Origin of the sequence: uncultured Polaribacter sp. (assembly GCF_947501385.1) — a bacterium.
Taxonomy (GTDB): Bacteria; Bacteroidota; Bacteroidia; order Flavobacteriales; family Flavobacteriaceae; genus Polaribacter.
Genome location: NZ_CANMVP010000026.1, coordinates 1 through 23,583, shown reverse-complemented (window position 1 = coordinate 23,583; position 23,583 = coordinate 1). Strand labels below are relative to the sequence as shown.

The 23,583-nt window shown below is 31.1% G+C and carries 23 protein-coding genes and 1 tRNA gene; 12 read left to right on the top strand and 12 right to left on the bottom strand.

Translation table 11 applies throughout. The features are described from left to right. The first annotated feature begins 182 nt into the window (after positions 1 to 182). Positions 183 to 1,370: a metallophosphoesterase gene (locus tag Q0998_RS15615; RefSeq protein ID WP_299671484.1), complete on the top strand. Its 1,188-nt coding sequence runs from the start codon at positions 183 to 185 to the stop codon at positions 1,368 to 1,370. Here the strand turns inward: Q0998_RS15615 and Q0998_RS15610 are convergent, their stop codons facing one another. From Q0998_RS15610 to Q0998_RS15590, 5 genes are all read right to left on the bottom strand, one after another. Next, positions 1,371 to 2,828 carry a CotH kinase family protein gene (locus tag Q0998_RS15610; RefSeq protein WP_299671482.1) on the bottom strand — a complete coding sequence of 486 codons (1,458 nt, stop codon included), beginning with the start codon at positions 2,826 to 2,828 and terminating at the stop codon, positions 1,371 to 1,373. It abuts the gene before it with no gap. 273 nt (positions 2,829 to 3,101) lie between these two features. Continuing rightward, positions 3,102 to 3,172, bottom strand: a tRNA-Cys gene (locus Q0998_RS15605). Between the two features lie 135 nt (positions 3,173 to 3,307). Then, positions 3,308 to 3,664, bottom strand: coding sequence for a dihydroneopterin aldolase (gene folB / locus Q0998_RS15600; protein ID WP_299671480.1), 357 nt, complete (start codon positions 3,662 to 3,664; stop codon positions 3,308 to 3,310). Between the two features lie 61 nt (positions 3,665 to 3,725). After that, on the bottom strand, positions 3,726 to 4,175 hold the full coding sequence (locus tag Q0998_RS15595) for a DUF2452 domain-containing protein (RefSeq protein WP_299671478.1): 450 nt from the start codon (positions 4,173 to 4,175) through the stop codon (positions 3,726 to 3,728). Positions 4,176 to 4,523: 348 nt separating this feature from the next. After that, positions 4,524 to 4,739 carry a zinc ribbon domain-containing protein gene (locus tag Q0998_RS15590; RefSeq protein ID WP_299671476.1) on the bottom strand — a complete coding sequence of 72 codons (216 nt, stop codon included), beginning with the start codon at positions 4,737 to 4,739 and terminating at the stop codon, positions 4,524 to 4,526. A 111-nt stretch (positions 4,740 to 4,850) separates the two neighbouring features. On the opposite strand from Q0998_RS15590, the gene Q0998_RS15585 reads away from it, so the two are divergent. The 5 genes from Q0998_RS15585 (at position 4,851) to Q0998_RS15565 (ending at position 7,945) form a co-directional block, all read left to right on the top strand. Next, the gene (locus tag Q0998_RS15585; protein ID WP_299671474.1) at positions 4,851 to 6,542 is read left to right on the top strand and encodes a glutamine--tRNA ligase/YqeY domain fusion protein; all 1,692 of its coding nucleotides are present in this window, start codon (positions 4,851 to 4,853) and stop codon (positions 6,540 to 6,542) included. 110 nt (positions 6,543 to 6,652) lie between these two features. Beyond that, the gene (locus Q0998_RS15580; RefSeq protein ID WP_299671472.1) at positions 6,653 to 6,907 is read left to right on the top strand and encodes a hypothetical protein; all 255 of its coding nucleotides are present in this window, start codon (positions 6,653 to 6,655) and stop codon (positions 6,905 to 6,907) included. A gap of 17 nt (positions 6,908 to 6,924) precedes the next feature. Continuing rightward, positions 6,925 to 7,233 carry a DUF6370 family protein gene (locus Q0998_RS15575; protein ID WP_299671471.1) on the top strand — a complete coding sequence of 103 codons (309 nt, stop codon included), beginning with the start codon at positions 6,925 to 6,927 and terminating at the stop codon, positions 7,231 to 7,233. A gap of 197 nt (positions 7,234 to 7,430) precedes the next feature. Continuing rightward, positions 7,431 to 7,679, top strand: coding sequence for a hypothetical protein (locus tag Q0998_RS15570; RefSeq protein WP_299671469.1), 249 nt, complete (start codon positions 7,431 to 7,433; stop codon positions 7,677 to 7,679). Continuing rightward, positions 7,679 to 7,945, top strand: a complete 267-nt coding sequence (locus Q0998_RS15565) for a type II toxin-antitoxin system RelE/ParE family toxin (RefSeq protein WP_299671467.1) — start codon at positions 7,679 to 7,681, stop codon at positions 7,943 to 7,945. The genes Q0998_RS15570 and Q0998_RS15565 overlap by 1 nt, the downstream gene beginning before the upstream one ends. Positions 7,946 to 8,089: 144 nt before the next feature. On the opposite strand, the gene Q0998_RS15560 is transcribed toward Q0998_RS15565, so the two are convergent. The 3 genes from Q0998_RS15560 to Q0998_RS15550 all read right to left on the bottom strand — a co-directional run bounded on the left by Q0998_RS15560 (position 8,090) and on the right by Q0998_RS15550 (position 11,471). Further along, a complete protein-coding gene (locus Q0998_RS15560; protein ID WP_299671464.1) occupies positions 8,090 to 9,130 on the bottom strand; it encodes an aldo/keto reductase in 1,041 nt (346 codons plus the stop codon). 250 nt (positions 9,131 to 9,380) lie between these two features. After that, positions 9,381 to 10,568: a phosphoglycerate kinase gene (locus Q0998_RS15555; RefSeq protein WP_299671462.1), complete on the bottom strand. Its 1,188-nt coding sequence runs from the start codon at positions 10,566 to 10,568 to the stop codon at positions 9,381 to 9,383. A 123-nt stretch (positions 10,569 to 10,691) separates the two neighbouring features. Then, positions 10,692 to 11,471 (bottom strand): tryptophan-rich sensory protein, encoded by a 780-nt coding sequence (locus Q0998_RS15550; RefSeq protein WP_299671460.1) that lies wholly within the window; start codon positions 11,469 to 11,471, stop codon positions 10,692 to 10,694. Between the two features lie 74 nt (positions 11,472 to 11,545). Here Q0998_RS15550 and Q0998_RS15545 point away from each other — a divergent pair, with 74 nt between their 5' ends. The 4 genes from Q0998_RS15545 to Q0998_RS15530 all read left to right on the top strand — a co-directional run bounded on the left by Q0998_RS15545 (position 11,546) and on the right by Q0998_RS15530 (position 15,440). Next, positions 11,546 to 12,688: a DNA polymerase III subunit delta' gene (locus Q0998_RS15545; RefSeq protein WP_299671457.1), complete on the top strand. Its 1,143-nt coding sequence runs from the start codon at positions 11,546 to 11,548 to the stop codon at positions 12,686 to 12,688. A gap of 106 nt (positions 12,689 to 12,794) precedes the next feature. Beyond that, a complete protein-coding gene (locus Q0998_RS15540; protein ID WP_299671454.1) occupies positions 12,795 to 13,688 on the top strand; it encodes a thioredoxin family protein in 894 nt (297 codons plus the stop codon). A 160-nt stretch (positions 13,689 to 13,848) separates the two neighbouring features. Next, a complete protein-coding gene (locus Q0998_RS15535) occupies positions 13,849 to 14,196 on the top strand; it encodes a YciI family protein (RefSeq protein ID WP_299671452.1) in 348 nt (115 codons plus the stop codon). Beyond that, positions 14,196 to 15,440 (top strand): sigma-70 family RNA polymerase sigma factor, encoded by a 1,245-nt coding sequence (locus tag Q0998_RS15530; protein WP_299671449.1) that lies wholly within the window; start codon positions 14,196 to 14,198, stop codon positions 15,438 to 15,440. Before Q0998_RS15535 ends, Q0998_RS15530 begins: the two co-directional genes overlap by 1 nt. Before the next feature lie 54 nt (positions 15,441 to 15,494). Here the strand turns inward: Q0998_RS15530 and Q0998_RS15525 are convergent, their stop codons facing one another. The 3 genes from Q0998_RS15525 to Q0998_RS15515 all read right to left on the bottom strand — a co-directional run bounded on the left by Q0998_RS15525 (position 15,495) and on the right by Q0998_RS15515 (position 18,365). Beyond that, a complete protein-coding gene (locus tag Q0998_RS15525; protein ID WP_299671447.1) occupies positions 15,495 to 16,052 on the bottom strand; it encodes an MOSC domain-containing protein in 558 nt (185 codons plus the stop codon). Positions 16,053 to 16,057: 5 nt separating this feature from the next. Continuing rightward, positions 16,058 to 16,825: an enoyl-CoA hydratase/isomerase family protein gene (locus Q0998_RS15520; protein ID WP_299671445.1), complete on the bottom strand. Its 768-nt coding sequence runs from the start codon at positions 16,823 to 16,825 to the stop codon at positions 16,058 to 16,060. A 199-nt stretch (positions 16,826 to 17,024) separates the two neighbouring features. Next, on the bottom strand, positions 17,025 to 18,365 hold the full coding sequence (locus Q0998_RS15515) for an MATE family efflux transporter (protein WP_299671442.1): 1,341 nt from the start codon (positions 18,363 to 18,365) through the stop codon (positions 17,025 to 17,027). Positions 18,366 to 18,461: 96 nt separating this feature from the next. Between Q0998_RS15515 and Q0998_RS15510 the strand changes: the two genes are divergently transcribed. After that, entirely contained in the window at positions 18,462 to 19,253 is a 792-nt protein-coding gene (locus Q0998_RS15510; protein ID WP_299671440.1) for a universal stress protein, read from the top strand. Positions 19,254 to 19,362: 109 nt separating this feature from the next. Here Q0998_RS15510 and Q0998_RS15505 read toward each other — a convergent pair whose 3' ends face one another. Then, positions 19,363 to 22,116 carry a PD-(D/E)XK nuclease family protein gene (locus Q0998_RS15505; protein WP_299671438.1) on the bottom strand — a complete coding sequence of 918 codons (2,754 nt, stop codon included), beginning with the start codon at positions 22,114 to 22,116 and terminating at the stop codon, positions 19,363 to 19,365. A gap of 149 nt (positions 22,117 to 22,265) precedes the next feature. Between Q0998_RS15505 and Q0998_RS15500 the strand changes: the two genes are divergently transcribed. Then, the gene (locus Q0998_RS15500) at positions 22,266 to 23,066 is read left to right on the top strand and encodes a nitrilase family protein (protein WP_299671436.1); all 801 of its coding nucleotides are present in this window, start codon (positions 22,266 to 22,268) and stop codon (positions 23,064 to 23,066) included. The last annotated feature ends 517 nt before the right edge of the window (positions 23,067 to 23,583 follow it).

The window sequence follows — 23,583 nt, the reverse complement described above, 5'->3', positions numbered from 1 at the left end:
GTATTTTCATTGAAAGTAGCTAGCAAAGCTATCGAGAAATATTGGTCTGCTTTATATAGGTTTCGACTGCTCCCGAAATTTCGGGACAACCAGACATCGTTAGTTAATTATTATTTTTAATAAGTAACTAGCTACTAACCTCTATAAAATTTATTAATTTATTCTAAATTCCCCTTAAAAAAATGAAAACTACATCCTTAAAAAACAGCGCTCTCTACTTCTATTACTTAGGAATTTTCTTTTTATTTATAACCAATACAAAATGTTTTGCTCAAAAAGACATCTTAGATAAATTACTAAAAACAGATAGCGTTAGCAAAAAAAAGAAAAACATACCGTTATATAATGGTAATGATGGGCCGTATATCATTAACGATACTTTATTTCGAGTAGATTCACGAAATAGACTTGTAATTCTACCTAAATTTAATAAAGATTCAATCATTGTTCGTGTAGATAATAAAGATCAAAATGAATTCTACGTTTCTTTAGAAAAAAAGTATACAATTCCTAAAACAAATTATGACTTACCAAAAAAAATGGTCGTAATTTCTGATATTGAAGGTAACTATGAAGCTTTCGCTGGCTTCTTATATTCCAATCAGTTAATTGATGAAAATCATAATTGGATGTACGGCGATGGACATTTAGTTTTAGTTGGAGATTTTGTAGATAGAGGTAAAAATGTCACGCAAGTTTTATGGTTAATATACAAGCTTGAACAGCAAGCAAAAAAACATAATGGTGTTGTGCATTTTATCTTGGGAAATCATGAAATACTTAATTTTAATGGTGATTATAGGTATAACCGTAAAAAATATATCAAAGCTGCTCAAGAAATAAGTCAAATAAAGGATAAGAAAGAAGCGCTTAAGTATATGTATTCTGTAAATTCTGAATTAGGAAAATGGTTAACAACAAAAAATATAATTGAAAAAATAGGCAATTATATTTTTGTTCATGCGGGTTTGAGTCCTAAAATTTTAAATTATAAATTAAGTTTAAGAGACATAAATAATTTGGCGCGTATAGACTTTCGAAATAAAAACAGATCAAAAGAAAGTGTTGTTAGATTTTTATTTAACTCGAGAGGGCCTCTTTGGTACAGGGGTTTTTTTACTAAAAGACCTAATTATAAAAAAATTACTGTTTTAGAACTTGACAGTATTTTAAACTATTACAAGTCAGAAAAAATAGTAGTTGGCCATACGTTTGTAAAAAAAGTATCTACCGATTTTAATGGAAAAATCATAAGAACCGATGTAAGACATGGAAATAAAAAATTTTCAAGTAAAACTCAAGGGTTATTGATAGAAAATCATAAAGAATTTATAATTGATGCCAACGCTAGAAAAGAACTTTTAAAATAATTATAAGTTTTTAAAGTGGGCATCAAGAAAGTTTAACCTTTTTGTTAGCCATGTTTTCAAATGGTCATAATGAGCTTCATTTGTAGTTTCGTTTAATTTGTTCTTCCAAACCAATTGTTCACGTTCGTAGAGTTTTTCAACAGTGAATTTATTATAAATCTTGTTAATTTTTGAAAATAGCGCTTTGTTACTAAATTCTTTTGATCGTAATTCTGCCCATCTTGTTTTTACTTTCTCTTTATAACCATTTGGATTCACTTCTAATAGTCTTTTTAAAAGACCATTCTCTAGTGCGTCATTTGTATCCCATACAGGAATTCCGTCTTGAATAATTCCCCAAACACCATCTAAATCCCATGGAATAAAAAAGTAAGGCTCGTTTTTATCATACTTTCCTAAATAATAATTTTTTCCGAGATTATCTGTTGCTTGTAATAAGTTTACAAAAAGATAGTAATCTATTGCGTTAGAAATTTGAACCTTATTTTCTATGTTCTTAAGAAATTCCTCATTTGAACCATGCACCACTAAATTTGAAAATTCAGCTAAATTTCTCCAACTAAATTGATAAATATCAGACGGATAACTCGTTGCCCAGCCATTCCAAAAAATTAAATGATCATCATATTTTTCGGGCGATTTTGTAAAATCGGGGCCACCTTTGTAAGAGTTTGCTTTAAATAACTCGCCATTAACAGTGCTTTTTACATTCTTTTTTAGCTTTAATTGTTTTCTGTCTATAGATTCAGAAAGTTGATAAATACCATGATATTTATTATTTAGAAATACTTCTACATAGCTAACTTCAAAACCACTTTTTGCTTTCGGCTCTTTTTTTGAATAGTAAGGTTTGTGAATTTTAGTCCATAAATTAGTTACTACAGAAGACCGCAAACGTAAGGGCTCGTTAAACATCGCATCCAAAATCCAATCACCATCAGACCGTAAACCGTTTAATTTTATATCAATTTCCTGTTCGCTAATACTATCTTTCCAAAACTCTAAATCGAATGACTTTTTTGCAAAAGACAACGATAAATTTCCACGATATCTCACACCAGTGGTAGTTTTAATATATTTATTATTGTTGAACAATGTAAAATAAGCTGGTATTTTAAAATTACTTTTTATTTTAGAAGTATCTACTGCTAAGTGAATCAATGGAAGCTTAGAAATATACAATGTATACGTATCTCCATTGGATACAGCAATTCTTTTTGTATAGGAAAGGCTGTCTATGGTAGCCTCTTTTAATTTGAAGCTTTTATGAAATCTTATCCTATTCAATTTTTTTTGGGTAGTCTTAACAGCGTCTAAATTTGAAACATGCCAAACAATCATTTTATGTTGTTCATCCACTCCAAAACTTCCCTTTTCTGCAACTAATTCTTGTGCTAATAGACTTGTACTAGCAAATAGACTAAAAAGTAAGCATACTTTACATAATAGTTGTTTCATAAAATTGATTTTCGTTGAAAATATACTGCTAATTTAGCATAATAAAATAATAAATTTTGTCTAAATCGCACTTTTAGAATTCAGAATACTTATATAATACTTTCATTAACAACATATATAGTGCCATTATTTAGTTTTAGACATTCGTCTTTACCTGTAAATCTGAAATCAACGAGATGACACTTCTATATAAAAGGAACTATTAGAGGTGATTTAACGGGAAGATGAAAATTTTTCATAAAAAAAACGTTTCAATTTCTTGAAACGTTTTAGAGGTGTCTAGCGGATTCGAACCGCTGTACATGGTTTTGCAAACCATTGCCTAGCCACTCGGCCAAGACACCTTGAAAATTTAATCGAAGTTTACTTCGAAACCTAATATTGTTATTCCTTGTAACCAACTTGATTGGGTAACAGAAATCTATTTTAAGGATTGCAAATTTACGCAAATTTACAAGTATTGCAAGTATTTTTTTGTGTTATCGCTTTTTTGTGAGAATAATAACCACTTCTTCTACATTACCACCCATTGGCGGATTTATTTTTGACACAGCAACAGTCGCTTTTCGAATCATTCTAAGTTCTTTAAAGAACCTATTTAAAATGCGCTGTGCTACTTCTTCTAATAACTTCGAACGAATGGCCATTTCTTCTTTTACAATATGATTTAAATGCACGTAATCTACTGTATCTGCTAAATTATCTGTTTTTGCAGATTTTCTTAAATTGGCTTTAACTTCAACATCTACGCGATATTCTGAACCAATTTTTGCTTCTTCGTCTAAACAACCATGAAAAGCATACAATTTGATGTTATTTATTTTTATGATTCCCAATTAAGTTTAATTTAAGTGTTAATGTCACACAGAGCTGAATAGAAATAATAAAGTGACCAAATTAGTTCTCGACTGCGCTCGAACTGACATTGGAATTATCATCTAAATCAATCTTTTCCCACATTTTGTCTGTATTTAATCTAAAAGATCCCAAGAACTCAAAGCTACACTGTTCTGGGGAAATGATCGACAAAAATGGTTCTTTATTTTTATTATGATATAAGTGATAATTCTCACCAAAAATTGGCTCGAAATTAAACTTTGCATTGTAAATTAAATCGTTATACTGAAACTTTTGCATTAAGGTTTCGTACTCTTTTTTAACCTCGTCGAACTTCGATTTTAATTGCTTGTTGACACGCTGTATTCCATCATTTTTCCAACTTGCGGTGTTTAAGGGTTTAATTACTGGCGAACTTGCGGAAGTTCCGTAGGGTTTTAAAGCGGCATCGTATTGTTGCGTTTCTTCATTAAAAACTACTAAGTCTGGTTTCTTTTCTTCATCTTTCATTACTTGCAAATTTACGATAATTAATAAATAGTAAATTCCATTTTTAGAAAACTTTAACTGGTAAATAGGTCTGCGTTAAAGATTGAAACGACAGCTTTTTTTATGCTGAACTCGACTAGCATCTGTACAAATAATTAAGTTACTTCTATTGAAAGTGGGGTGCTGAAATAAATTCAGCATAAAAAAACTACAGTGGAAAGCCTGACCTGAAAGGGAATCTACCTGCGGCAGACAGGCGCCCATATTTCGATAAGCTCAATTTTAGTCATAAGATTCCGAAATAAATTCGGTATTAGTTCCACTTACAATTTTAAGTTCGTCTTGTAAGTTTCTTAAAATTGAATTTCACTAACTCGTAAAAAAATCAAAAACGTTACTAATTCCGCTTGTTTTGGTTTTGTAAAATTCTGTATAGGTACAATGCCCACAAGTTACGCTGGTAAATTTCTGATTTTGGATATCGAATATTTTTGAAAATGTACCTCCAGTGGCACGCATTTGCCCTAATTTATACGTTTTTGAGTTGCATTTAGGACAGGTATAATTTCTAATTTGATCGCTCATGGTAAATAGTGTTTTATGATTAGTTGTTGAATTTACAATTTTGTTACAAAACTCTCAATTGCAATGCAATATTTTATGTAATTTTACCACTTAATTTTTTCATGTAAAACGATGTCTGAAGAGAAAAAATCGCTTAATTTTTTAGAGCAAATTATTGAAGAAGATTTGGCAAATGGAATGCCAAAAGAAAATTTACGTTTCCGTTTTCCGCCAGAACCCAACGGATATTTACACATTGGTCATACCAAAGCAATCGGAATTAGTTTTGGTTTGGGTGAAAAATACAATGCACCTGTAAATTTGCGTTTTGACGATACCAATCCGGCAAAAGAAGAGCAAGAATATGTAGATGCCATTAAGAATGATATTTCTTGGTTGGGTTACAATTGGGCAGAAGAACGATACTCATCAGACTATTTTCAGCAGTTATATGACTGGGCTATTTTATTGATTAAAGATGGGAAAGCCTATGTAGATTCGCAATCTTCTGAAGAAATGCGTGTGCAAAAAGGAACGCCAACACAAGTTGGAACCAATAGTCCTTTTAGAAACAGATCTGTAGAAGAAAACTTGGCATTGTTTCAAGGAATGAAAGATGGAAAATTTAAAGAAGGCGAACATACGTTGCGTGCAAAGATTGATATGACCAGCGATAATATGCTCATGCGTGATCCGCTGATGTATAGAATTATGTATAAAGAGCATCATAGAACAGGGTCTGATTGGTGTATTTACCCAATGTATGATTGGACGCATGGAGAAAGTGATTATTTGGAACAAATATCGCACTCTTTATGTTCTTTAGAGTTTAAACCGCACAGAGAATTGTACAATTGGTTTAGAGACCATGTATATAAATTTGCCAAATCTGAATATCCAAATCCGCCAAAACAACGAGAATTTTCTCGTTTGAATTTGAGCTATACCATTATGAGCAAGCGTAAATTGTTAACTTTGGTTGAAAACGGAATTGTTGCTGGCTGGGACGATCCAAGAATGCCAACCATTTCTGGTTTGCGAAGACGTGGGTATACGCCAGCATCCATCAAAAATTTTATTGAAACGGTTGGGGTTTCTAAACGTGAAAATGTAATTGATGTGGCGCTTTTAGAATTTAAAATTCGGGAAGATTTAAATAAAACAGCCAATAGAGTAATGGCTGTTTTAGATCCTGTAAAAGTTGTCATTACCAATTATCCGGAAGGAAAAGAAGAAATGCTAAGCGCAGAAAACAATCAAGAAGATGAAAGTGCAGGTTTTAGAGAAGTGCCATTTTCGAGAGAAATTTATATAGAAAAAGAAGATTTTAGAGAGGAAGCGAATAAGAAATTTTTCCGTTTGAAATTAGGAAAAGAAGTCCGTTTAAAAAATGCGTATTTTATTACGGCTAATAGTTGTACAAAAGATGAAAATGGAAACGTAATTGAAATTCAATGTACCTATGATCCATTAACAAAATCTGGAAGTGGAACCGAAGAAAGTATGCGAAAAGTAAAAGGAACCTTGCATTGGGTTTCTGTAAAACATGCGGTAAAAGCAGAAGTAAGGGCTTATGATAGACTGTTTTTAGAGGAAGCACCAGATGCTCATAAAGACAAAGATTATATGGAGTTTATAAATCCTAATTCTTTAGAAATTATCAATGCTTTTGTAGAACCAAGTTTACAATCTGCAAAAATTGGCGAACGTTTTCAGTTTCAACGTTTAGGGTATTTTAATGTAGATGATGATTCGACTGCTGAGCATTTGGTTTTTAATAAAACGGTTGGGTTGAGAGATTCTTGGAAAGCCCCTTTGTCCTAAAGGACATTTCCCCCGAAGGGGAAAGTTTGATAGTTTATTGTTTTTAGTAATTTTTATAGGAAGGCAGTATGTTTTAACGCTACTGCTGTGTAAAATAAGGTCATAATAAAATGAAAGAAAATAGCTTTAACGATAAAACAACGGCTCAATTACAATCTAACTTATATTTGTTAAAAGCAATTACAATTGCTTTATCTATAGTTATCATTTTACTTTTATCAATTACTATTTATGGAATGGTAACGAAAGAAAATAACGGAACTTTTGTTGCACTCTTTGGTGTTGCTATTTCTTGTGGAGCAATTTTACCCTTGCAATTCATGAACATGAAAAATATTAAAGCTGAACTTGCTTCAAGACTATAAAACTAAATAAAGAAATCATGAAAAAAATACTCCTTTTAAGTTTCCTAATTTTAGCATCTTGCTCAAATAAAAAAGAAATCAAACAAATTGCCGAAGTATCATGTGGTCAATGTCAGTTTGATTTAGATTCTGAAAACGGTTGTAGTTTAGCCGTTCGTATAGACGACAAAGCTTATTTTGTTGATGGTTTTTCTATTGATGATTTTGGAGATGCGCACGACAAACATACTGGTTTTTGTGAAGTGATTCGAAAAGGTGAACTGGTTGGAGTTGTTAAAAACGGCAGATTTATAGCGAGTGCTATAAAGTTGGTTGATTCAGAATAGAAACATTTTTTTTTGGAGACAGGCTTCAAGCGATAAAAAATAGATTCCTGCCAGAGTTTATCTTAGGCAAAGTCGAGAGGCAAGAATGGCAAACAAATAATAATCTGATGAAAATAAATCTCATTGGATTTTTTCTTGAAATAAATATATTATATATATTTTATATATTTGTTTATCCATATGAAAAAAATAGTAAAATGAAAAAATTGATAGAAATAGATAATGCTATTCTCACTAAACTAAAAGTACTATCCGCTTTTGAAGGATTAAGTGTAAAAGCCTTGATGGAAAAGGCTATTGAATTGTTTGTAAAAATAAAAGAGAAAGAACAATTAGATAATTTAACCCAAGAACAAAAAGAAGATTTAGGCCTTTTACTTTTAATGCAACAAGCAGATAGAACAGACACTGTTAGTGAGGAAGAGTTTTTAAATGCCTTAAAATAATGGAAATTATTTATTTACGTCAAGCTTTAAAAGATGTAAACAAAATTAAAAATAGTAAGTTAAAACTAAAATTAGCTGAAGTTGTTGCTGATTTAAAAAAATCCGAAAACTTATCAGAAATTAATAATGTGAAATCAATGTCTGGATATTCTGACGCTTACAGAATTAGAATTGGCGATTATAGATTAGGAATCTTTTATTCTGATGAAACAATTACCATTGCTCGTTTTTTAAAACGAGAAGATATTTATAAATTATTCCCTTAAAATAGACTCCTACCAAAGTCTATCTTGAGCGAAGTCGAAAAGTCGAAAGGCAGAAATCATAAATAAAAAAGTCCAAAGTAAAATGAATTACTTCGGACTTTTTTTATTTACTGCCAACTGAATACTGAAATACTACAAACTCAATTACGGCGCAGGATTTGGAATAGCTGCATGAACTTCTTCAATTTCTTTTAGAATTTCTTCCGATAAATTAATATTGATACTATTAATATTCTCTCTTAACTGACTCATTTTTGTAGCACCAATAATATTACTCGTCACAAATGGCAATTGATTTATAAATGCCAAAGACATTTCAGATAATGTAATTCCTGCATTTTTAGCAATCGCTTCATATCTTTTTACCGCTTCTAAAGATCCATCACCCATATAACGTGCTATAAAACGTGGAAACAAGGTTCCTCTTGCACCTTCAGGTAAATTCCCGTCTAAATATTTACCAGACAAAACACCTTGTGCTAAGGGTGAATATGCTAACAAACCGATATCTTCTCTCATTGAAACTTCAGACATTCCATATTCATAGGCTCTATGAATCATAGAATAAGAATTTTGAATTGTAGAAGGCCTTACTAAATTATTAGCTGCTGCACTTTGCAAATATTTCATAGTTCCCCAAGGAGTTTCGTTGGAAAGTCCGATCGCTTTTATGGTTCCCTTTTTTACAAACTCGTTTAAAATTTCTAAAATCTCTAAATGATTTTCTGCTGCTGCAGAAGCCGTTTTATAAGGATAATCTCTTGTTCCAAAACAATTAACACCACGTGAAGGCCAATGCAATTGATACAAATCTAAATAATCTGTTTGCAAGCGTTTTAAACTTCCTTCAATAGCTTCTGTGATATTTTGCTTGGTAAAACCACCTGTTCTTACATGCTTTGTATAATCACCACCACCCGCAATTTTACTTGCCAATACTACTTTGTCTCTATTGCCAGTTGTAGCAAACCAGTTTCCAATAATCCTTTCTGTTTCTGCATAGGTTTCTGGAGTTGCAGGAACAGGATATAGTTCTGCGGTATCAAAAAAGTTTACGCCTTGTGCTAACGCATACTCCATTTGTTCAAAAGCTTCTTCTTGAGTATTCTGATTTCCCCAAGTCATGGTTCCTAAACAGATTTTGCTAACTTTTATATGGGTGTTTGGTAATGTTGTATATTTCATATTTTTTGATGTGTAAATGTAATTGGGTAATAAAAAAAGTGGATACAGATTTTTGCAGGTTTGACTCTGCCTAAAAAATTACTTGTCTACATTTTAATAATTATTTTTGCTAAATTAAAGCATATTTGTATTCAAAACAAAAGCGTATAATTTTTAAAGATTATACGCTTATCAAAATAAATTATATTCAAGAAAAATAGTGACTTTCTCTTGAGTGTTCCTTCCCTTTGGGAAGGTTAGGATGGGCTTTTTATTTTAGTATTGCCTCAATTCCAGGCAACGTTTTTCCTTCTAACATTTCTAACATAGCGCCACCTCCAGTAGAAACGTAGCTTACTTTATCTGCAAAACCAAATTGTTTTACTGCCGCCACAGAATCTCCACCGCCTACTAAAGAAAACGCACCGTTTTGAGTGGCTTTGTCTATAGAATGTCCTAATGCAATTGTTCCCGCAGCAAAAGATTCCATTTCAAAGACACCTAAAGGGCCGTTCCACAAAATAGTTTTAGATTTATTTACAATTCCATCAAAAATTTCTCTAGATTTTGGCCCAGCATCAACACCTTCCCAACCATCAGGAATTGCATCAATGTCACAAACTTTCTGGTTTGCATCGTTAAAAAAATCATCTGCAGCAACAACATCCACAGGAATATGAATGGCTACTCCTTTTTCTTTGGCTTGTTTTAAAATATCTAGCGCTAATTCCATTTTGTCATCTTCGCAAATAGAATTTCCAATTTTTCCACCTTGTGCTTTTACAAAAGTAAAACTCATTCCACCACCAATAATAAGGTGATCTACTTTGTCTAAAATATTTTCAATCACTGTAATTTTAGACGATACTTTTGCACCTCCTAAAATTGCCAATACTGGTTTTTCTGAATTATTTAAAACCTTATCGATACTTTCAATTTCTCTTGCCAATAAATTTCCAAAGCATTTATTTTCTTCAAAAAACTGTGCAATAATTGTTGTTGATGCATGCGCTCTATGTGCAGTTCCAAACGCATCATTTACATAAATATCGCCAAATTTTGATAATTTTTCAGCAAACTGAACATCACCTTTTGTTTCTTCTTCATAAAAACGAAGATTTTCTAAGAGTAAAATTTCTCCAGATTCTAGATTTGCAACCGCTTCTTCCACTTTATCACCAATACAATCTTCAACAAATTTTACATTGCATCCAATAATATCTATTACAGACTTTACGATGTGCTTTAGAGAAAATTCCTCTTGAAATCCTTTTGGACGCCCTAAATGAGACATTAAAACACAACTTCCTCCTTGTTCTAAAATATCAATTATAGTAGATTTTGCCGCTTGAATTCTTGTGGTATCGGTTACTTGAAACTCGTTATTTAACGGCACATTGAAGTCTACACGAATAATTGCTTTTTTATTTTCGAAATTAAAATCTTTTAGTGTTTTCATTTTGGTCTTTACATTTTCAACAAAAATACCTATTTCTTTAGGTTTTAAAAAGTTGAAACCTCAAAAATTAATACATCGTTTGCGTACTTAAATCTTTCTACAAAGAGGCCTAAATTGGGTCTTTTAGCTTTGTACTTTTTTAAATGGATTGTTTTTTCTATTTTGATAGGCATGAACAGTAGTACTTATTATTAAAACTGCAGCTGCTGCATAAGAAATTATTACAAGTATGTTATTTGTATTTGCAATGCCAATTGCTATCAAAGCCCAAGCACCAACCAACGCAAATTCTCTCATATTGCGTTTCCAAGTAACTAGTAAATTTATAATTGTTGCAATACCAATCATTAGTATTGTCCAAATTACTGGCGAAATTCCAAAACCATCCCAACCAATTTTAACCAAATACGAAGACACATTTGCAATACTTGCAACTGTTACCCAACCACTATAGACTACAAACGGCCACCAAAGAAATAAAATCACAGAAAAAGGTGCATTCCAAAGTTCCATTTTATTGTTTACTACAATTTTTAAGAGTGAGAAAAGTAGTATAAAAATACAAATGCAAGACAAACCTGTGTATTCATAAATCCAACAAAAAACCCAAGCAATATTGGCTATACAAGAGATGAAAAACCAAAAACCAATCTTTTCTACAAAAGCATTGTCTCTTACTTTTACAAAAAGGCTCCGACCTTGATAGATTACAAAACCAAATAACAACAAGTAGATGATACCCCAAATTGAAAACGCATAACTGGCAGGTGTAAATAGAGAGTTAAAGTCTCTAGAAACTTCGCCAATCGTTGTATTATTCATGAATCCTGTATTCGATAAATAGTTCATATAAACGACAGAAAAAAAAGCAATTCCGTTTAAAACTTGTAAAAGTTTTTTCATACTTATTTTATTTTTTTGAAGCATTAAAAGTACAAAATTCTTAATAAAAGTTCGAGAAACGTTTATATTTGTAGATGCTTTTCAACCAAATCATAGGTCAAGAACATATAAAAAACCATTTGACAGTCTCTGCTGAAAATGGCAGAATTCCGCATGCACAACTTTTTGTTGGTAAAGAAGGTAGTGGCACCTTACCCATGGCAATTGCGTATGCGCAATTTTTGTTATGTAATTTTTCTGAAAATTCTGAAGCCTGTACTATAAAATGTGAAAAACTACAACATCCCGATTTGCATTTTGCATTTCCTGTAACCACAAACGATGCTGTAAAAAAACACGCCGTAAGTAATCTTTTTTTAGAAGATTGGCGCGATTTTATTAAAAATCAAGCCTACGGAAGTTTATTTAATTGGCTACAACATATTGGCGTAGAAAACAAACAAGGTATTATTGGTGTTGATGAAGCGGAAAATGTCGTAAAAAAATTACAGTTAAAAAGTTACGAAGGTGGGTTTAAAGTGATGCTAATTTGGATGGCAGAAAAAATGAACATTGCTGCAGCCAACAAACTTTTAAAACTCATTGAAGAACCACCAAATAAGACTGTCTTTATTTTAATTACAGAAAATGAAGAACAGATTATAAATACTATAAAATCTCGTTGCCAAGCTTTACATTTTCCTGTTTTAAGCGAACAAGATATTGCAAATGCTTTGGTTGAAAGAGAAAATTGTTCTGAAAATGAAGCTGCTAAAATTGCGCATCAAGCAGCAGGAAATTATAACAAAGCGGTTCATATATTACACAACGATGCTGCAGATAATGTTTTCGAAGAATGGTTTATTGCATGGATTAGAACCGCATTTAAAGCCAAAGGAAATGCTTCTGTTGTGCAACAATTAGTTGCTTGGTCTGAAACTATTGCCAAAACCGGACGTGAAACTCAAAAACGTTTTTTAGAATATTGTTTGCAGTTTTTTAGACAAGCTTTGTTACTCAACTATCAGTCAGATCAGTTGGTTTTTATGGAAACAAAAACGGGTTTTGACCTTTCTAAATTTGCACCTTTTGTACATTCAGGAAATATTCTAGAAATAGAAAAAGAATTAAATGATGCGATGTATCATATAGAAAGAAATGGAAATGCAAAAATTATTTTGCTAGATCTTTCTATGAAACTCACTCGTTTTTTACATAAAAAAGAAGAAACTGTTTAGTTTCTAAAACAAAAAGACGCTTCTCTAACTATTTTTTCAACTTAAAAATGTAACCTTTTTATAAATTAAAGGTTCTAAAATTAAGAACCAACCAAAGTTGAAAAAAATGAAAATTAATAAAAATTTCATCAAACTCATAGCAATTACTCTTGTTGTATTCGGATGCAAAAAAAGTAACATTACAATTGAACATCAAAATCTAATCGCAATTGACCAAGACTATAAAGAGGCATTAAAAATAGCTTCTAAAGAAGATAAACTAATTTTTATTGACTTTTATACAACTTGGTGTGCACCCTGCAAAAAATTAGATAAATGGGTTTTTCAAAACGACTCCATCAAAAACATCTTTAAAAAAGACTTTATATTGTTAAAGTACAATGCAGAAAATGATACTATTTTCCACTTATCTAAAAAACACCATGTAAGTAGTTATCCTACGGGGCTAGTACTTAACAAAAAAGGATTTGTTTTAAATAGAAAGTATGGTTTTCCAGGAGAAGATTTTCAATCATTAAGTGAAAATGTATTAAAATTTGCAAATGAAAGTATCGAGTTAAATAAAGCAAGCAAAATAATAGTAGGCTATTCTAATACAATTGATGTGACTCAATATCCAAATTTTTATGTTGATTATGTAAATCGAACAAATACGAAGGTAAATCCATCAGAATTACATGCATATTTTAATTCTAAGAAAGATATTTTATCAGAAGAATACTTTTCGCCATTATTATACTTTGCTCGAGACGTTTCTGATACCATTGCAAACATTACATTAAAAAACCAAAAGAAATATGTAGATCTTTATGGCAAAACAGATGTTGAAATATTAATGTACTTTTTAACATCTGGTAAGTTTGAAAAAGCAATTTCAGAAAAAAACCAAGTAAAATATGATAAAGCTGTTGTATATGCTAAAACAGCGCTAAACAAAAAATGGACAGATGACATTTTACCCTATTTTGAAAAAGAGTTTCAAAAAGCGCTAAATGAGTAACCTTTAAAGTCTTCTTAATTATTTGATTGAAAACAGTTGTACTACAAAACAACTATTTTTTTTATTTTATATCTTTAACTGAATTGAAAAGAGTAAAAAAGTGTCCTCTTTTTAATTTTGATAAACGTCTTAATCATATAAAACTTAAAAATTTTAAATTATGAAACAATTTATGATGATTTTTATTGGTGCCGATTACACCGATTTAGGACTTTCTCCAGAAGAAATGCAACACAGAATGGGAAAATGGTTTTCTTGGGGACAAAAAATGGAAGCAGCAGGAATTTTAAGAGGTGGTGAAGCTTTAACACCACAAATAAGACGTATTGCTGGCAAAGAAAGAACAGTAACAGATTTAACCTCTGCAGAAGTAAAAGAAATTGTTGGTGGTTATTATACTGTGGAAGCAAAAGATTTTAGTGCAGTTCAAGAAATCGCAAAAGATTTTCCTGATTACGATTTGGGAGGAACTGTTGAAATTCGCGAGATAATGGTATTTGATCATTAATGGAAACAAAACTCATAGACCATCTTTTTCGCCATCATAGTGGAAAGATGGTTGCTGTTTTAACACGCTATTTTGGACTCTCAAATCTGGAAATTATTGAAGATGCAGTACAAGATACTTTTTTAAAAGCCAGTATTCTTTGGCGAAAAGAACAACCAGAAAACCCTGAAGCTTGGTTAACCAAAGTTGCTAAAAACCGAATTTTAGATATCTTCAGAAAGCTAAAATCAGAACAGAAACACCTTGCAGAAATAGAAAAAGGAATTGCTGCAATTACAATAAAAGAACTTTTTTTAGAAAGTGAAATTGAAGACGCTCAACTTCGGATGATTTTTACTGCTTGTCATCCAAAATTAGATTCAAAAGATCAAATTACATTTGCTTTAAAAACAATTGCTGGTTTTAGTATCAAAGAAATTGCTTCAGCCTTATTAATGAAAGAGGAAACAATTAAAAAACGATTGCTAAGGGCCAGAAATACCATTAAAAAAACAAATTTAGCCTTTAAAATTCCACAAGGGAAAGAACTCTCTCAAAGAATTGAGCGTGTTTTAAATGTTATCTATCTTATTTTTAATGAAGGTTTTCACTCTAATAAAAAAGAAATTTTAATAAGAAAAGAATTGTGTGGAGAAGCCATTCGCTTGTGTAAGATTTTGTTAAAAAATAAGCATACTCAAATTTCATCTAGTTATGCTTTGTTTGCTTTGATGTGTTTTCATTCCGCAAGACTAGATTCAAAAATTAATACTGAAAACCAGTTGTTAGATTTAAAAAATCAAGACAGAAATAAATGGTCTTTTCCACTAATTCAATTAGGAAATACGATGATGCATAAAGCTGTTGAAAGTGACGAATTTTCTACCTATCATTATGAAGCTGCCATTGTTGCAGAACATATAAAAGCGCCTAATTTTGAGCAAACAAACTGGGATAAAATTTTACATTGGTATAAGCGTTTGCACGAATTACAACCTTCAGCCTTTCATTTATTAACAATGGCGGTAGTCTGCATTCAAAATAAAAAATATGTAAAAGCCAACTATTATTTTAAACAAATACATCCACAAGATTTAGCACAACGTGCGTATTTATTTTATGGCGCAAAAGCAGATTATTTTGCAAAAATCAACAAGAAAAAAGAGGCTCTAAAATATATTGACCTTGCTTTAGATAAAGTGACGAATAATTTGGAAAAGGAATTTTTGAAAAAGAGGAAAGATCGCTTTTTAAAAAACTTATAGTATGGGTTAAAAATGAAATATAGATTCCTGTTTTCAGAGCAATGACAGACTTCATTACATATTTTTTTCAATTCTTTTAGCAACATACAAATCTGCAATTGTTGGGTTTTTTGGACAACTTTTTATTAGTGTAAATTCATCACCAACTTTTACAAAACCTGTCTGTAAAACTTTAAAATATACGCCGCAAAAAGTAGTATTCCAGAATTGTTTTAGGATTTTTATATCGTTAAAACGAATTCCTAATTTATAACAAGGGTTTCTTTGCACAGTCGCTTCTAAAACAGTCTCACCGACTTTAAATGTATCTCCTTGATGAATTTTGGTTTCATCTAAATCATCTATTGTTAAATTCTCTCCAAACATGCCGTGTTGCCAATCTAAATTCGGATAATCTGTTTTGAAAAAATCATAATGTTTTAATGAATATCCATAGATTGCCTGCAGTATTCCTCCATGGTATTTTCTATCTGAAATCTCATCACCTCTTACATCTTCAATATCCAAAAAAATAGAGTTAGAAACAGGAAATTTAAAAATACCTGTTGCTACTTTTTTACCTTTCCAATCGACTTCTTTGCGTTCGCCAATATTTGTTGAAATGATTTTCATTCGTATTATTTTTTAAAATTTTCTAATGCTTTTTTGGTGAAGTCAGACAAGACCAACGTACCTGAAATTTTAGCTCTTTCTGCTAATAAATCGTTCCAATTTTGTGTTCCTTTCCATAAGACTTTTTTCATTTCTGACAAAGCAGTAGGATTGTAAGAGGCCAGTTTTTCTGAAAGCAATACAACTTCTTCGTCCAACTCTTTTAAGGATCCAAACACTTTTGCATACAAACCTTTTTCTTTTGCCCAATAGGCATTTTTCCAATTGCTAGCGTCTAAAGTTAGTTCTGCAGTTCCTGAAACTCTAACTTTTCGAGTTACTGCGGGTTCTATTACAAAAGGGCCGATACCAATGGTAAATTCAGATAGTTTTATGGCTGCATTTTCTGTCGCCAACACATAATCGCAAGCTGCCGCTAAACCTACTCCACCACCAACTGCTTTTCCTTGAATTCTACCAATGATTAACTTCCCACAAGTTCTCATTGCATTAATTACGTTTGCAAAACCTGAGAAAAACTGTTTTCCTTCTTCTAGGTTTGAAATTGCGACCAACTCATCAAAAGATGCTCCTGCGCAAAAAGCTTTTTCTCCTTCAGATTTTAAAATAATTACAGAAACATCATCATTATTTCCAACAGAAATGATTTCACTTGTTAATCTTGCTAATAATTCACTTGGAAAAGAATTACTTGCAGGATGTCCGAATTCAATGGTTGCAATTTTATTTTGAATAGCTGTATAAAGACTTCCGTTTTGTCTTGTTGTGGTCATAGAAATGTTCTTTTTGTAAAAATAAGGTTTAATTCGAAATATGTCATTTTGAAATGAGCCTTTTTGATGCTTTCGTAAATTTCGTTAGATACTTTCCATCAAAAAGCATTTTAATTTTGGTAATACAAAAGAAAAGCTAATGAGAAATCTATAAAATTATGTTATATTTTGAGATTCTTTCCAACGTCAAAATGACATTTTAACTCTTTACATCATTTGCAAGTGGCAAAAAAGTACTTCTAAATTTAAAAACCAAAGGCAAGCCTCTTGCAAGAATCCAAAGTGTAAAGGCAATCCAAATAGCAATTAATTTATAATCGAAATAATCAAAAATCAATAAAGTCGGAATAAAAACAATACCTGTTGCCAAAACTAATAAGTTTCTTAGATATTTCATTTCTCCCATTCCTTTAAACATTCCATCAAAAATAAAGGTAATTGCGTTTAAAGGTTGTGTGATCAAAACAATCCAAAAAACAGTGTAAAACTGTTCTAAAACAAGTACTTCTTTGGTAAAAACTCTTCCAATTGAATCGTAAAATAACAAACCTAATAAAGCGATACCTGTTCCAGCAACAACGCCATATTTAAAAAGTTTAGTACTTAATGTTAGTAGAGATTTATAATCTTTTGCGCCCAATAATTTACCCGATAAAATATTTCCAGCACTAGAATACCCATCGATCATAAATGCGCCTAACAACCAAATATTTAAACTGATGGTATACGCTGCAATGTATTCTTTACCATAACCCGTTGCATAAGAAGTTGCAAAATATAAAGCGACATTCAAGGCAATGGTTCTTACAAATAGATTGCCAATCATTTCTAGCAATTTTGGAATTTCAGCATGTACAGGAAATACTATTTTTAAGGAAATACTGGTCTTCTTCAACAACAAAACAACGGCAATAACTGCCATCGATACTTGAGCAATAACACTTGCGTAGGCAGCTCCTTCGATATTCATAGCAGGAATAAACCCTTCTATTCCGTAAACAAAAGCAATGTCTAAAACAATATTTAATGAGGCACCAACAATAGCAATGATCATTGGATAATAGGTATTTTGCAGGCCTCTAAATGTTCCAAAAATGGCAAAAACTAATAATGAAAACGGAAAACCAAAAATTCTGATATTAAAATAAGTAATACAATAGTCTAAAATTTCTCCTGAAGCATTGTAAAATTGAAAAATCTGCCTAGAAAAAGGATATGAAATTGCTAAAACGAATATACTCACCAAAAGAACAATAGCAATTGCTTGTGCTGGTAATGTTTTTACTTCTTCTAATTTATTAGCGCCTACATATTGAGAAATTATAGATGAAATGGCACTTCTCGTTTGTCCAAAAACCCAAACCAACATCGAAATAAATGCGCCTACAATACCAACAGCTGCCAAACTTTCTGTAGCATTGCTATCTATATTGCCAATAATTGCGGTATCTGTAATAGATAAAACGGGTTCTGCAATACCTGCAATTAAGGCGGGAATTGCTAGTCTGTTGATGTTCTTAAAACGAATGTTTGTGTTCAAAAAAAACTATTTTTTGCAAATGTACATATCTAAAAAATGGAAAAAGAACAGATTCTCTGAAAATTAACTAACTTTGCACCGTTAAAATTTATCATGATGAAACATATTTTAGTACCTATTGGATCTACAGAAAGTGCAAAAAACACCTTGCAATACGCTATTGATTTCGCGGAAGATATTCATGCGAATATCTTTGTTTTTAGAGCCTACAGTTCACACGCTAAAGCAGGAACCATGATAAATGTTGATGCTATTATTGAGCGCGAAACAAACCTGTATTTAAAAACCATGGTAAATGCTTGTGATAGAAAAAATGTGGTCATCAAATTAATTTCTGCCAAAGGTAGTGTGGTAGATAGTGTAGAGGCAATTGATAATGAATTAGGAATAGATCTTATCATTGTGGGTGCAAAAAGCAACTCTATTAAAGAAGAACTTTTTTTAGGGAGAACCGCAGGAAGTTTAGTAAAACAAACAAATGTGCCTTTGTTAGCTGTTCCTGATGGCTATACCTACGCACCTGTTTCTAATATATTAATGGCGTTTAAATCTGGAATTGTAAAAAGCAAAACTGTTTTAAAACCATTACAGTTTATAATTGATAAATTTAAAGCGAAAGTACATTTACTCTTAGTTAAAACACCCAATTATACAGAAGAAGACCTTGTACTTCATAAAGACTTAAAAGAGATTCAGGGTACACTAACGTTTACTGAAAATGCGACAACGTTTCAAGGTGTTTTAGAACACATCAAAACACACAATCCAGATATGTTGTGTGTATTTAGACGTAAAAGAGGTTTCTTTAAAAAACTTTGGGAGAAAAACACCATCTTAAAAGAAGAATTTTACTCTAAAGTACCTTTGTTGGTTTTAAAGGGAAAATAGTATTTTATGTTAGGTTGAGCGGAGTCGAAACCTACAAGTTTCTTACTTTTAACTCTCGACTATTATCGCTTAGATTTGTTTTTATAAATTAGAATTCATTGAAAAATCGCTAATACCTCAAATCAGCAGGCTCCATAAAATCAATTTTTGGATTGTAAATTTCTTTGATATAGCTTTTGATTGTTGTTATAAATTCTTCTAATTTTTCTTCTGTAATTTCTAAATCTGGTTGTCTGTAATTAGAAGAAAAATTGATGGCCAAAAAACCACTGTTTAGATTTTTAAACGAATAAATTCCGGCTTCTAAAGGCTGACTGAACCTATAGTTTTTACTTTTTGTAAACAAGTACGCATATAATAAAACCTGAATTGCTTTTAAATATTTTTCGTCTCGTAAATTTTCGAATGCTGGAACGCGTAAATTAGTACCAGTTACCATCCCTGTTTTATAATCTATAATTCTTAAAACGCCATTTAACTCATCAACTCTATCTACCTGACCATGCAATTTTATAGGAAAATCAATGCCTTCGATTTGTATTTCTGCGGATAAATTTTCTTCTGTAGCAATAATTTTTAATTGGTTGTTTTTATCTTTTAGCAACGTTTTTTCTTTGGATAAAAAATTAGACACAAATCTATTGCCCACCTCAAAAATTAAACGATTTTTTCCAGTTGCCAAATTGCCATTTTTAAAATGAATTTTAAAATGTTTTACCACTAAATCTTTTGCGACTGCTTCCATTTGAGCAATCATTTCTACAGACAGAAATTTCCCTACAAAAGGAGTATATAATTCATCTAAAGTCTCATGAACTACAGTACCTAAAGTATTATAAGCAACGGTTTCTTCTACATCGTCAAATTCTTTTATTCTTAAAATTTTTTGTTTGTAAAACGAAACAGGATTGTGCAAATAATTGGTCAATGCAGAGGGTGAAATTCCTTTTGCAGCCAATTCTTTCAATCGGTCAAAAGTTGCTTCCGTTTTACTAATTTCTTTAAGTTCCGTTTTGTCAGAAATTACTTTTGGCGCTATTATTTTCTGAACAATATCTGCTCTCATCATTTCTAATTGCGTCACAAACCTACTTTTTTCTCCGCTTCCAAAAACATCATGTTCTGTATTGTATAAGATAAAAACATTTTTTGCTCTTTGCAATAACCTAAAAAAGTGATATGAAAAAATAGCATCTTTTTCTCTATATGTTGGCAGTCCAAATGCAACTTTCACATCAAAAGGAATGAATGAATTTTGTTGAGAACTTGCAGGTAAAACACCTTCATTAGTAGAGGTTAAAATAATATTTTCGAAATCTAAAACACGGGTTTCTAACATTCCCATTAATTGCAAACCTTTTAAGGGTTCTCCTTGAAAAGACAAGGTTTCTGAAGCTATTAATTGTTTAAAAAATAAAGACAATGTTTTTAAATCTGTAAAATATTCGTATTCCGTTTGCAATGTTTTCAACTGTGTAAAAGCAGTGTGAAAACGAAATAAATATTCTTTTTCTAAAGCTGTTACATCTTCTTTTAAGATATTGATTAAGTTTAGAATTCTTTCTATAAATTCATTGATGGATGTGTACGGACTAAAAATTGAAAAAATTACTTGTTGAATGGCTTCGTCAGTATTTTTTAATAAATTTTCGAATTGTTTTTTACTGATGAAAATATGATTTTCTTTTCCAATTTCTTCCGTAAAATCATCAACAGTAGCATTTTTATTTTTAGACAATAGTTTATAAATAGATTGGTGTTTTAAAAAGCGAACCACATCTTTATGGTAAAATTCATTTGCCAGTGTTTTTTGCAATTTCTCTTGAGATACAAACAACTGAAAAATAGAAAACAACAAACTAGTTGTAGGAATGTCTTTTAAAGGATATCCCATGGTAATATTGATTGCGTTGATGTTTTTTGGAAGCGAATTTAGTGTAATTGGCAACAATGTTTCATCTGCTAAAATAAGTGCTGTATTTTTAAAATCTGAAAATTTTTCTAAAATCTCACCAGCATATTTTATTTGAGTCGTATTCTTAGAAGCACCAATTACTTGAATGTTTTTTGGTGTAGCAAAAGAATTGCTCAATGTTTTTAGAGGGTTCTTTTCGTAATATTTCCATTCCTTTTTATACTTTCTTATAAAAGTTCCTGCTTGATGATTGGAGTTGAAAAATATCTCATCTAAATCCCAATAAATATCTGAATTTTCAGTTTCTAATACTTTTTGAAACAAAAATTCCTCAGCTTTATTTAATGCATTGAAACCAATAAAAAAGAATTTTTTATGTGCATTTTTTTGAATATACCCATCAATATTATGGCAAGCTTCTCTATACATTAAACCTTGATAGCCTATCTTTTTATTTAGCAAAAACTGATACAAAGGCGTATAAAAACTATTCAACTTTTCTAAAAAAGAATAATGATCTTTCATAAATTCTGTTTCCTGAAAAGTACCTGTAACAGACCATTTTTTTAAACGTTGAATATCTCTTAAGTACACAAAAATCTCTTTGGTATCTATTAAATGTTGGTCAATTTCATTAAAATCTTGCAAAACTGTAAATGCCCAAGAAGAAAAAGTATCAAAAGAATCTGGATTTTTTTCTAAACTTTTATAGATGGTATAAAAATGAAATAACAATTGAATGCTATCTGCTTTTTCGATTCCTGAAACTTGTTGTACAAACTGCTCTATATTTAGCGTTTCTGGTAAAAATCCGACAGAAATTTTATCTTTTAAAGTTTGTTTTAAAAATACTTTTGCTCTTTGCGAAGGCAATATAAACACTACATTTTCAAATGACTTTGTGGTCTTTAAAATGAAATCTAAAGTATCTGAAATAAAGGATTGCATAGAAAAAGTTAGGTCTCGACTGCGCTCGACCAGACATATAAAAATTAATATCTGCTCGAACGCAACTCGAGAGGTTTTAATGAAAGAACCAAATTACAATTTTTATCTTATTTTTGAGTAATGGATCTTTAAATTTTTATCGCCTAAATATGCAAAACGAATTAAATATTGTTGGAATTCAAGCAGATTTGGTTTGGGAGAATCCTAAACAGAATAGTGCTTTTTTTGAAGAAAAAATAAAAAATTTAGCTTCTAAAATTGATTTAATTATACTTCCAGAAATGTTTGCAACGGGTTTTACGATGCATCCTGAAAAGGTTGCAGAAAAAATGGATGGTTTTTCGGTTTCTTGGATGCAAAAAATGGCTTTTGAAAAGCAGACAGCTATTTGTGGCAGTTTGGTCATTAAAGAATCCTTCAATAGCGCTCAAGGAGACATAAAATACTATAATAGATTGGTTTTTGTTTTTCCTTCAGGAGAACTTAAAACCTATAACAAAAGACATTCTTTTACATTGGCTGGTGAAGATAAAGTATATACTGCTGGAAAAGAAAAGTTGTTGATTCATTATAAAGGATGGAAAATCTGTCCGTTAATTTGTTACGACTTACGTTTTCCTGTTTGGTCTAGAAACACTGAAAATTACGATCTTTTAATTTATATGGCAAATTGGCCTGTAACTAGAATTAAAGCTTGGGATACACTTTTAAAAGCACGTGCCGTTGAAAATATGAGTTATGTTGTTGGAGTAAATAGAACTGGAAAAGATGCGAATGGTTATGAATATTCGGGCAATTCTTTGCTTGTAGATTATTTGGGTGAAGAACTTTCTAATTTAAAGAAAAACGAAGTCGGAATTGTACGTGCAATTCTTTTTAAAGACAAACAAGAAACTACAAGAAAGAAGTTAGGGTTTTTAAATGATAGGGATTCTTTTACTATTGTTTAATCGTGTAATTGTGTAAACGTTTACACAATTACACGATTAAACTTTTTAAGTTTCTGAAAAAATCACCGTGTAGGTGCATTGAGATCATAGTGTTGCTGTAAAAATTGTGACGAATTTATGAATTAAAATGTTTGAAAGCGATAACCCATAAAGGGTTTAAAACCCTTTATGGGTTGGAATTATAGAACAGAAAAGACCCTTAAGGTTTTAGAAACCTGAAGGATCTGTCTATTTTATAAGCTCATAATTTCAGTAATGTCTGAAACTGGCAAACATGTTTAGCCCTATCACGAAGTTTCGGGAGAAGTGACATCCTTTTTATGCTAAACTCGATTCAGTACCTGTTACAGATTATTATATTACTTGTTTTAATAGCGCGAGATGTTGAAATAAATTCAGCATAAAAAGATATAACGGAAAGCTGGAAACCTGACTGCCGCCTTTAGATTTGTAATCTTATATTTATGGAATAAAAGTATACTTAAAAACAAAGCTGATTATGATGATGAAATTTCTT

Excerpts from the sequence above, each read along its gene's own strand:
- Q0998_RS15545 (WP_299671457.1), top strand. The coding sequence starts at position 11,546 with ATGCTTTTCAACCAAATCATAGGTCAAGAACATATAAAAAACCATTTG.
- Q0998_RS15565 (WP_299671467.1), top strand. The coding sequence starts at position 7,679 with ATGGAAATTATTTATTTACGTCAAGCTTTAAAAGATGTAAACAAAATT.
- Q0998_RS15590 (WP_299671476.1), bottom strand. The coding sequence starts at position 4,739 with ATGAGCGATCAAATTAGAAATTATACCTGTCCTAAATGCAACTCAAAA.
- Q0998_RS15550 (WP_299671460.1), bottom strand. The coding sequence starts at position 11,471 with ATGAAAAAACTTTTACAAGTTTTAAACGGAATTGCTTTTTTTTCTGTC.
- Q0998_RS15580 (WP_299671472.1), top strand. The coding sequence starts at position 6,653 with ATGAAAGAAAATAGCTTTAACGATAAAACAACGGCTCAATTACAATCT.
- Q0998_RS15615 (WP_299671484.1), top strand. The coding sequence starts at position 183 with ATGAAAACTACATCCTTAAAAAACAGCGCTCTCTACTTCTATTACTTA.
- Q0998_RS15540 (WP_299671454.1), top strand. The coding sequence starts at position 12,795 with ATGAAAATTAATAAAAATTTCATCAAACTCATAGCAATTACTCTTGTT.
- Q0998_RS15610 (WP_299671482.1), bottom strand. The coding sequence starts at position 2,828 with ATGAAACAACTATTATGTAAAGTATGCTTACTTTTTAGTCTATTTGCT.
- Q0998_RS15505 (WP_299671438.1), bottom strand. The coding sequence starts at position 22,116 with ATGCAATCCTTTATTTCAGATACTTTAGATTTCATTTTAAAGACCACA.
- Q0998_RS15535 (WP_299671452.1), top strand. The coding sequence starts at position 13,849 with ATGAAACAATTTATGATGATTTTTATTGGTGCCGATTACACCGATTTA.
- Q0998_RS15560 (WP_299671464.1), bottom strand. The coding sequence starts at position 9,130 with ATGAAATATACAACATTACCAAACACCCATATAAAAGTTAGCAAAATC.
- Q0998_RS15570 (WP_299671469.1), top strand. The coding sequence starts at position 7,431 with ATGAAAAAATTGATAGAAATAGATAATGCTATTCTCACTAAACTAAAA.
- Q0998_RS15555 (WP_299671462.1), bottom strand. The coding sequence starts at position 10,568 with ATGAAAACACTAAAAGATTTTAATTTCGAAAATAAAAAAGCAATTATT.
- Q0998_RS15575 (WP_299671471.1), top strand. The coding sequence starts at position 6,925 with ATGAAAAAAATACTCCTTTTAAGTTTCCTAATTTTAGCATCTTGCTCA.
- Q0998_RS15595 (WP_299671478.1), bottom strand. The coding sequence starts at position 4,175 with ATGAAAGATGAAGAAAAGAAACCAGACTTAGTAGTTTTTAATGAAGAA.
- Q0998_RS15530 (WP_299671449.1), top strand. The coding sequence starts at position 14,196 with ATGGAAACAAAACTCATAGACCATCTTTTTCGCCATCATAGTGGAAAG.
- Q0998_RS15585 (WP_299671474.1), top strand. The coding sequence starts at position 4,851 with ATGTCTGAAGAGAAAAAATCGCTTAATTTTTTAGAGCAAATTATTGAA.
- Q0998_RS15520 (WP_299671445.1), bottom strand. The coding sequence starts at position 16,825 with ATGACCACAACAAGACAAAACGGAAGTCTTTATACAGCTATTCAAAAT.
- Q0998_RS15510 (WP_299671440.1), top strand. The coding sequence starts at position 18,462 with ATGAAACATATTTTAGTACCTATTGGATCTACAGAAAGTGCAAAAAAC.
- Q0998_RS15525 (WP_299671447.1), bottom strand. The coding sequence starts at position 16,052 with ATGAAAATCATTTCAACAAATATTGGCGAACGCAAAGAAGTCGATTGG.
- Q0998_RS15500 (WP_299671436.1), top strand. The coding sequence starts at position 22,266 with ATGCAAAACGAATTAAATATTGTTGGAATTCAAGCAGATTTGGTTTGG.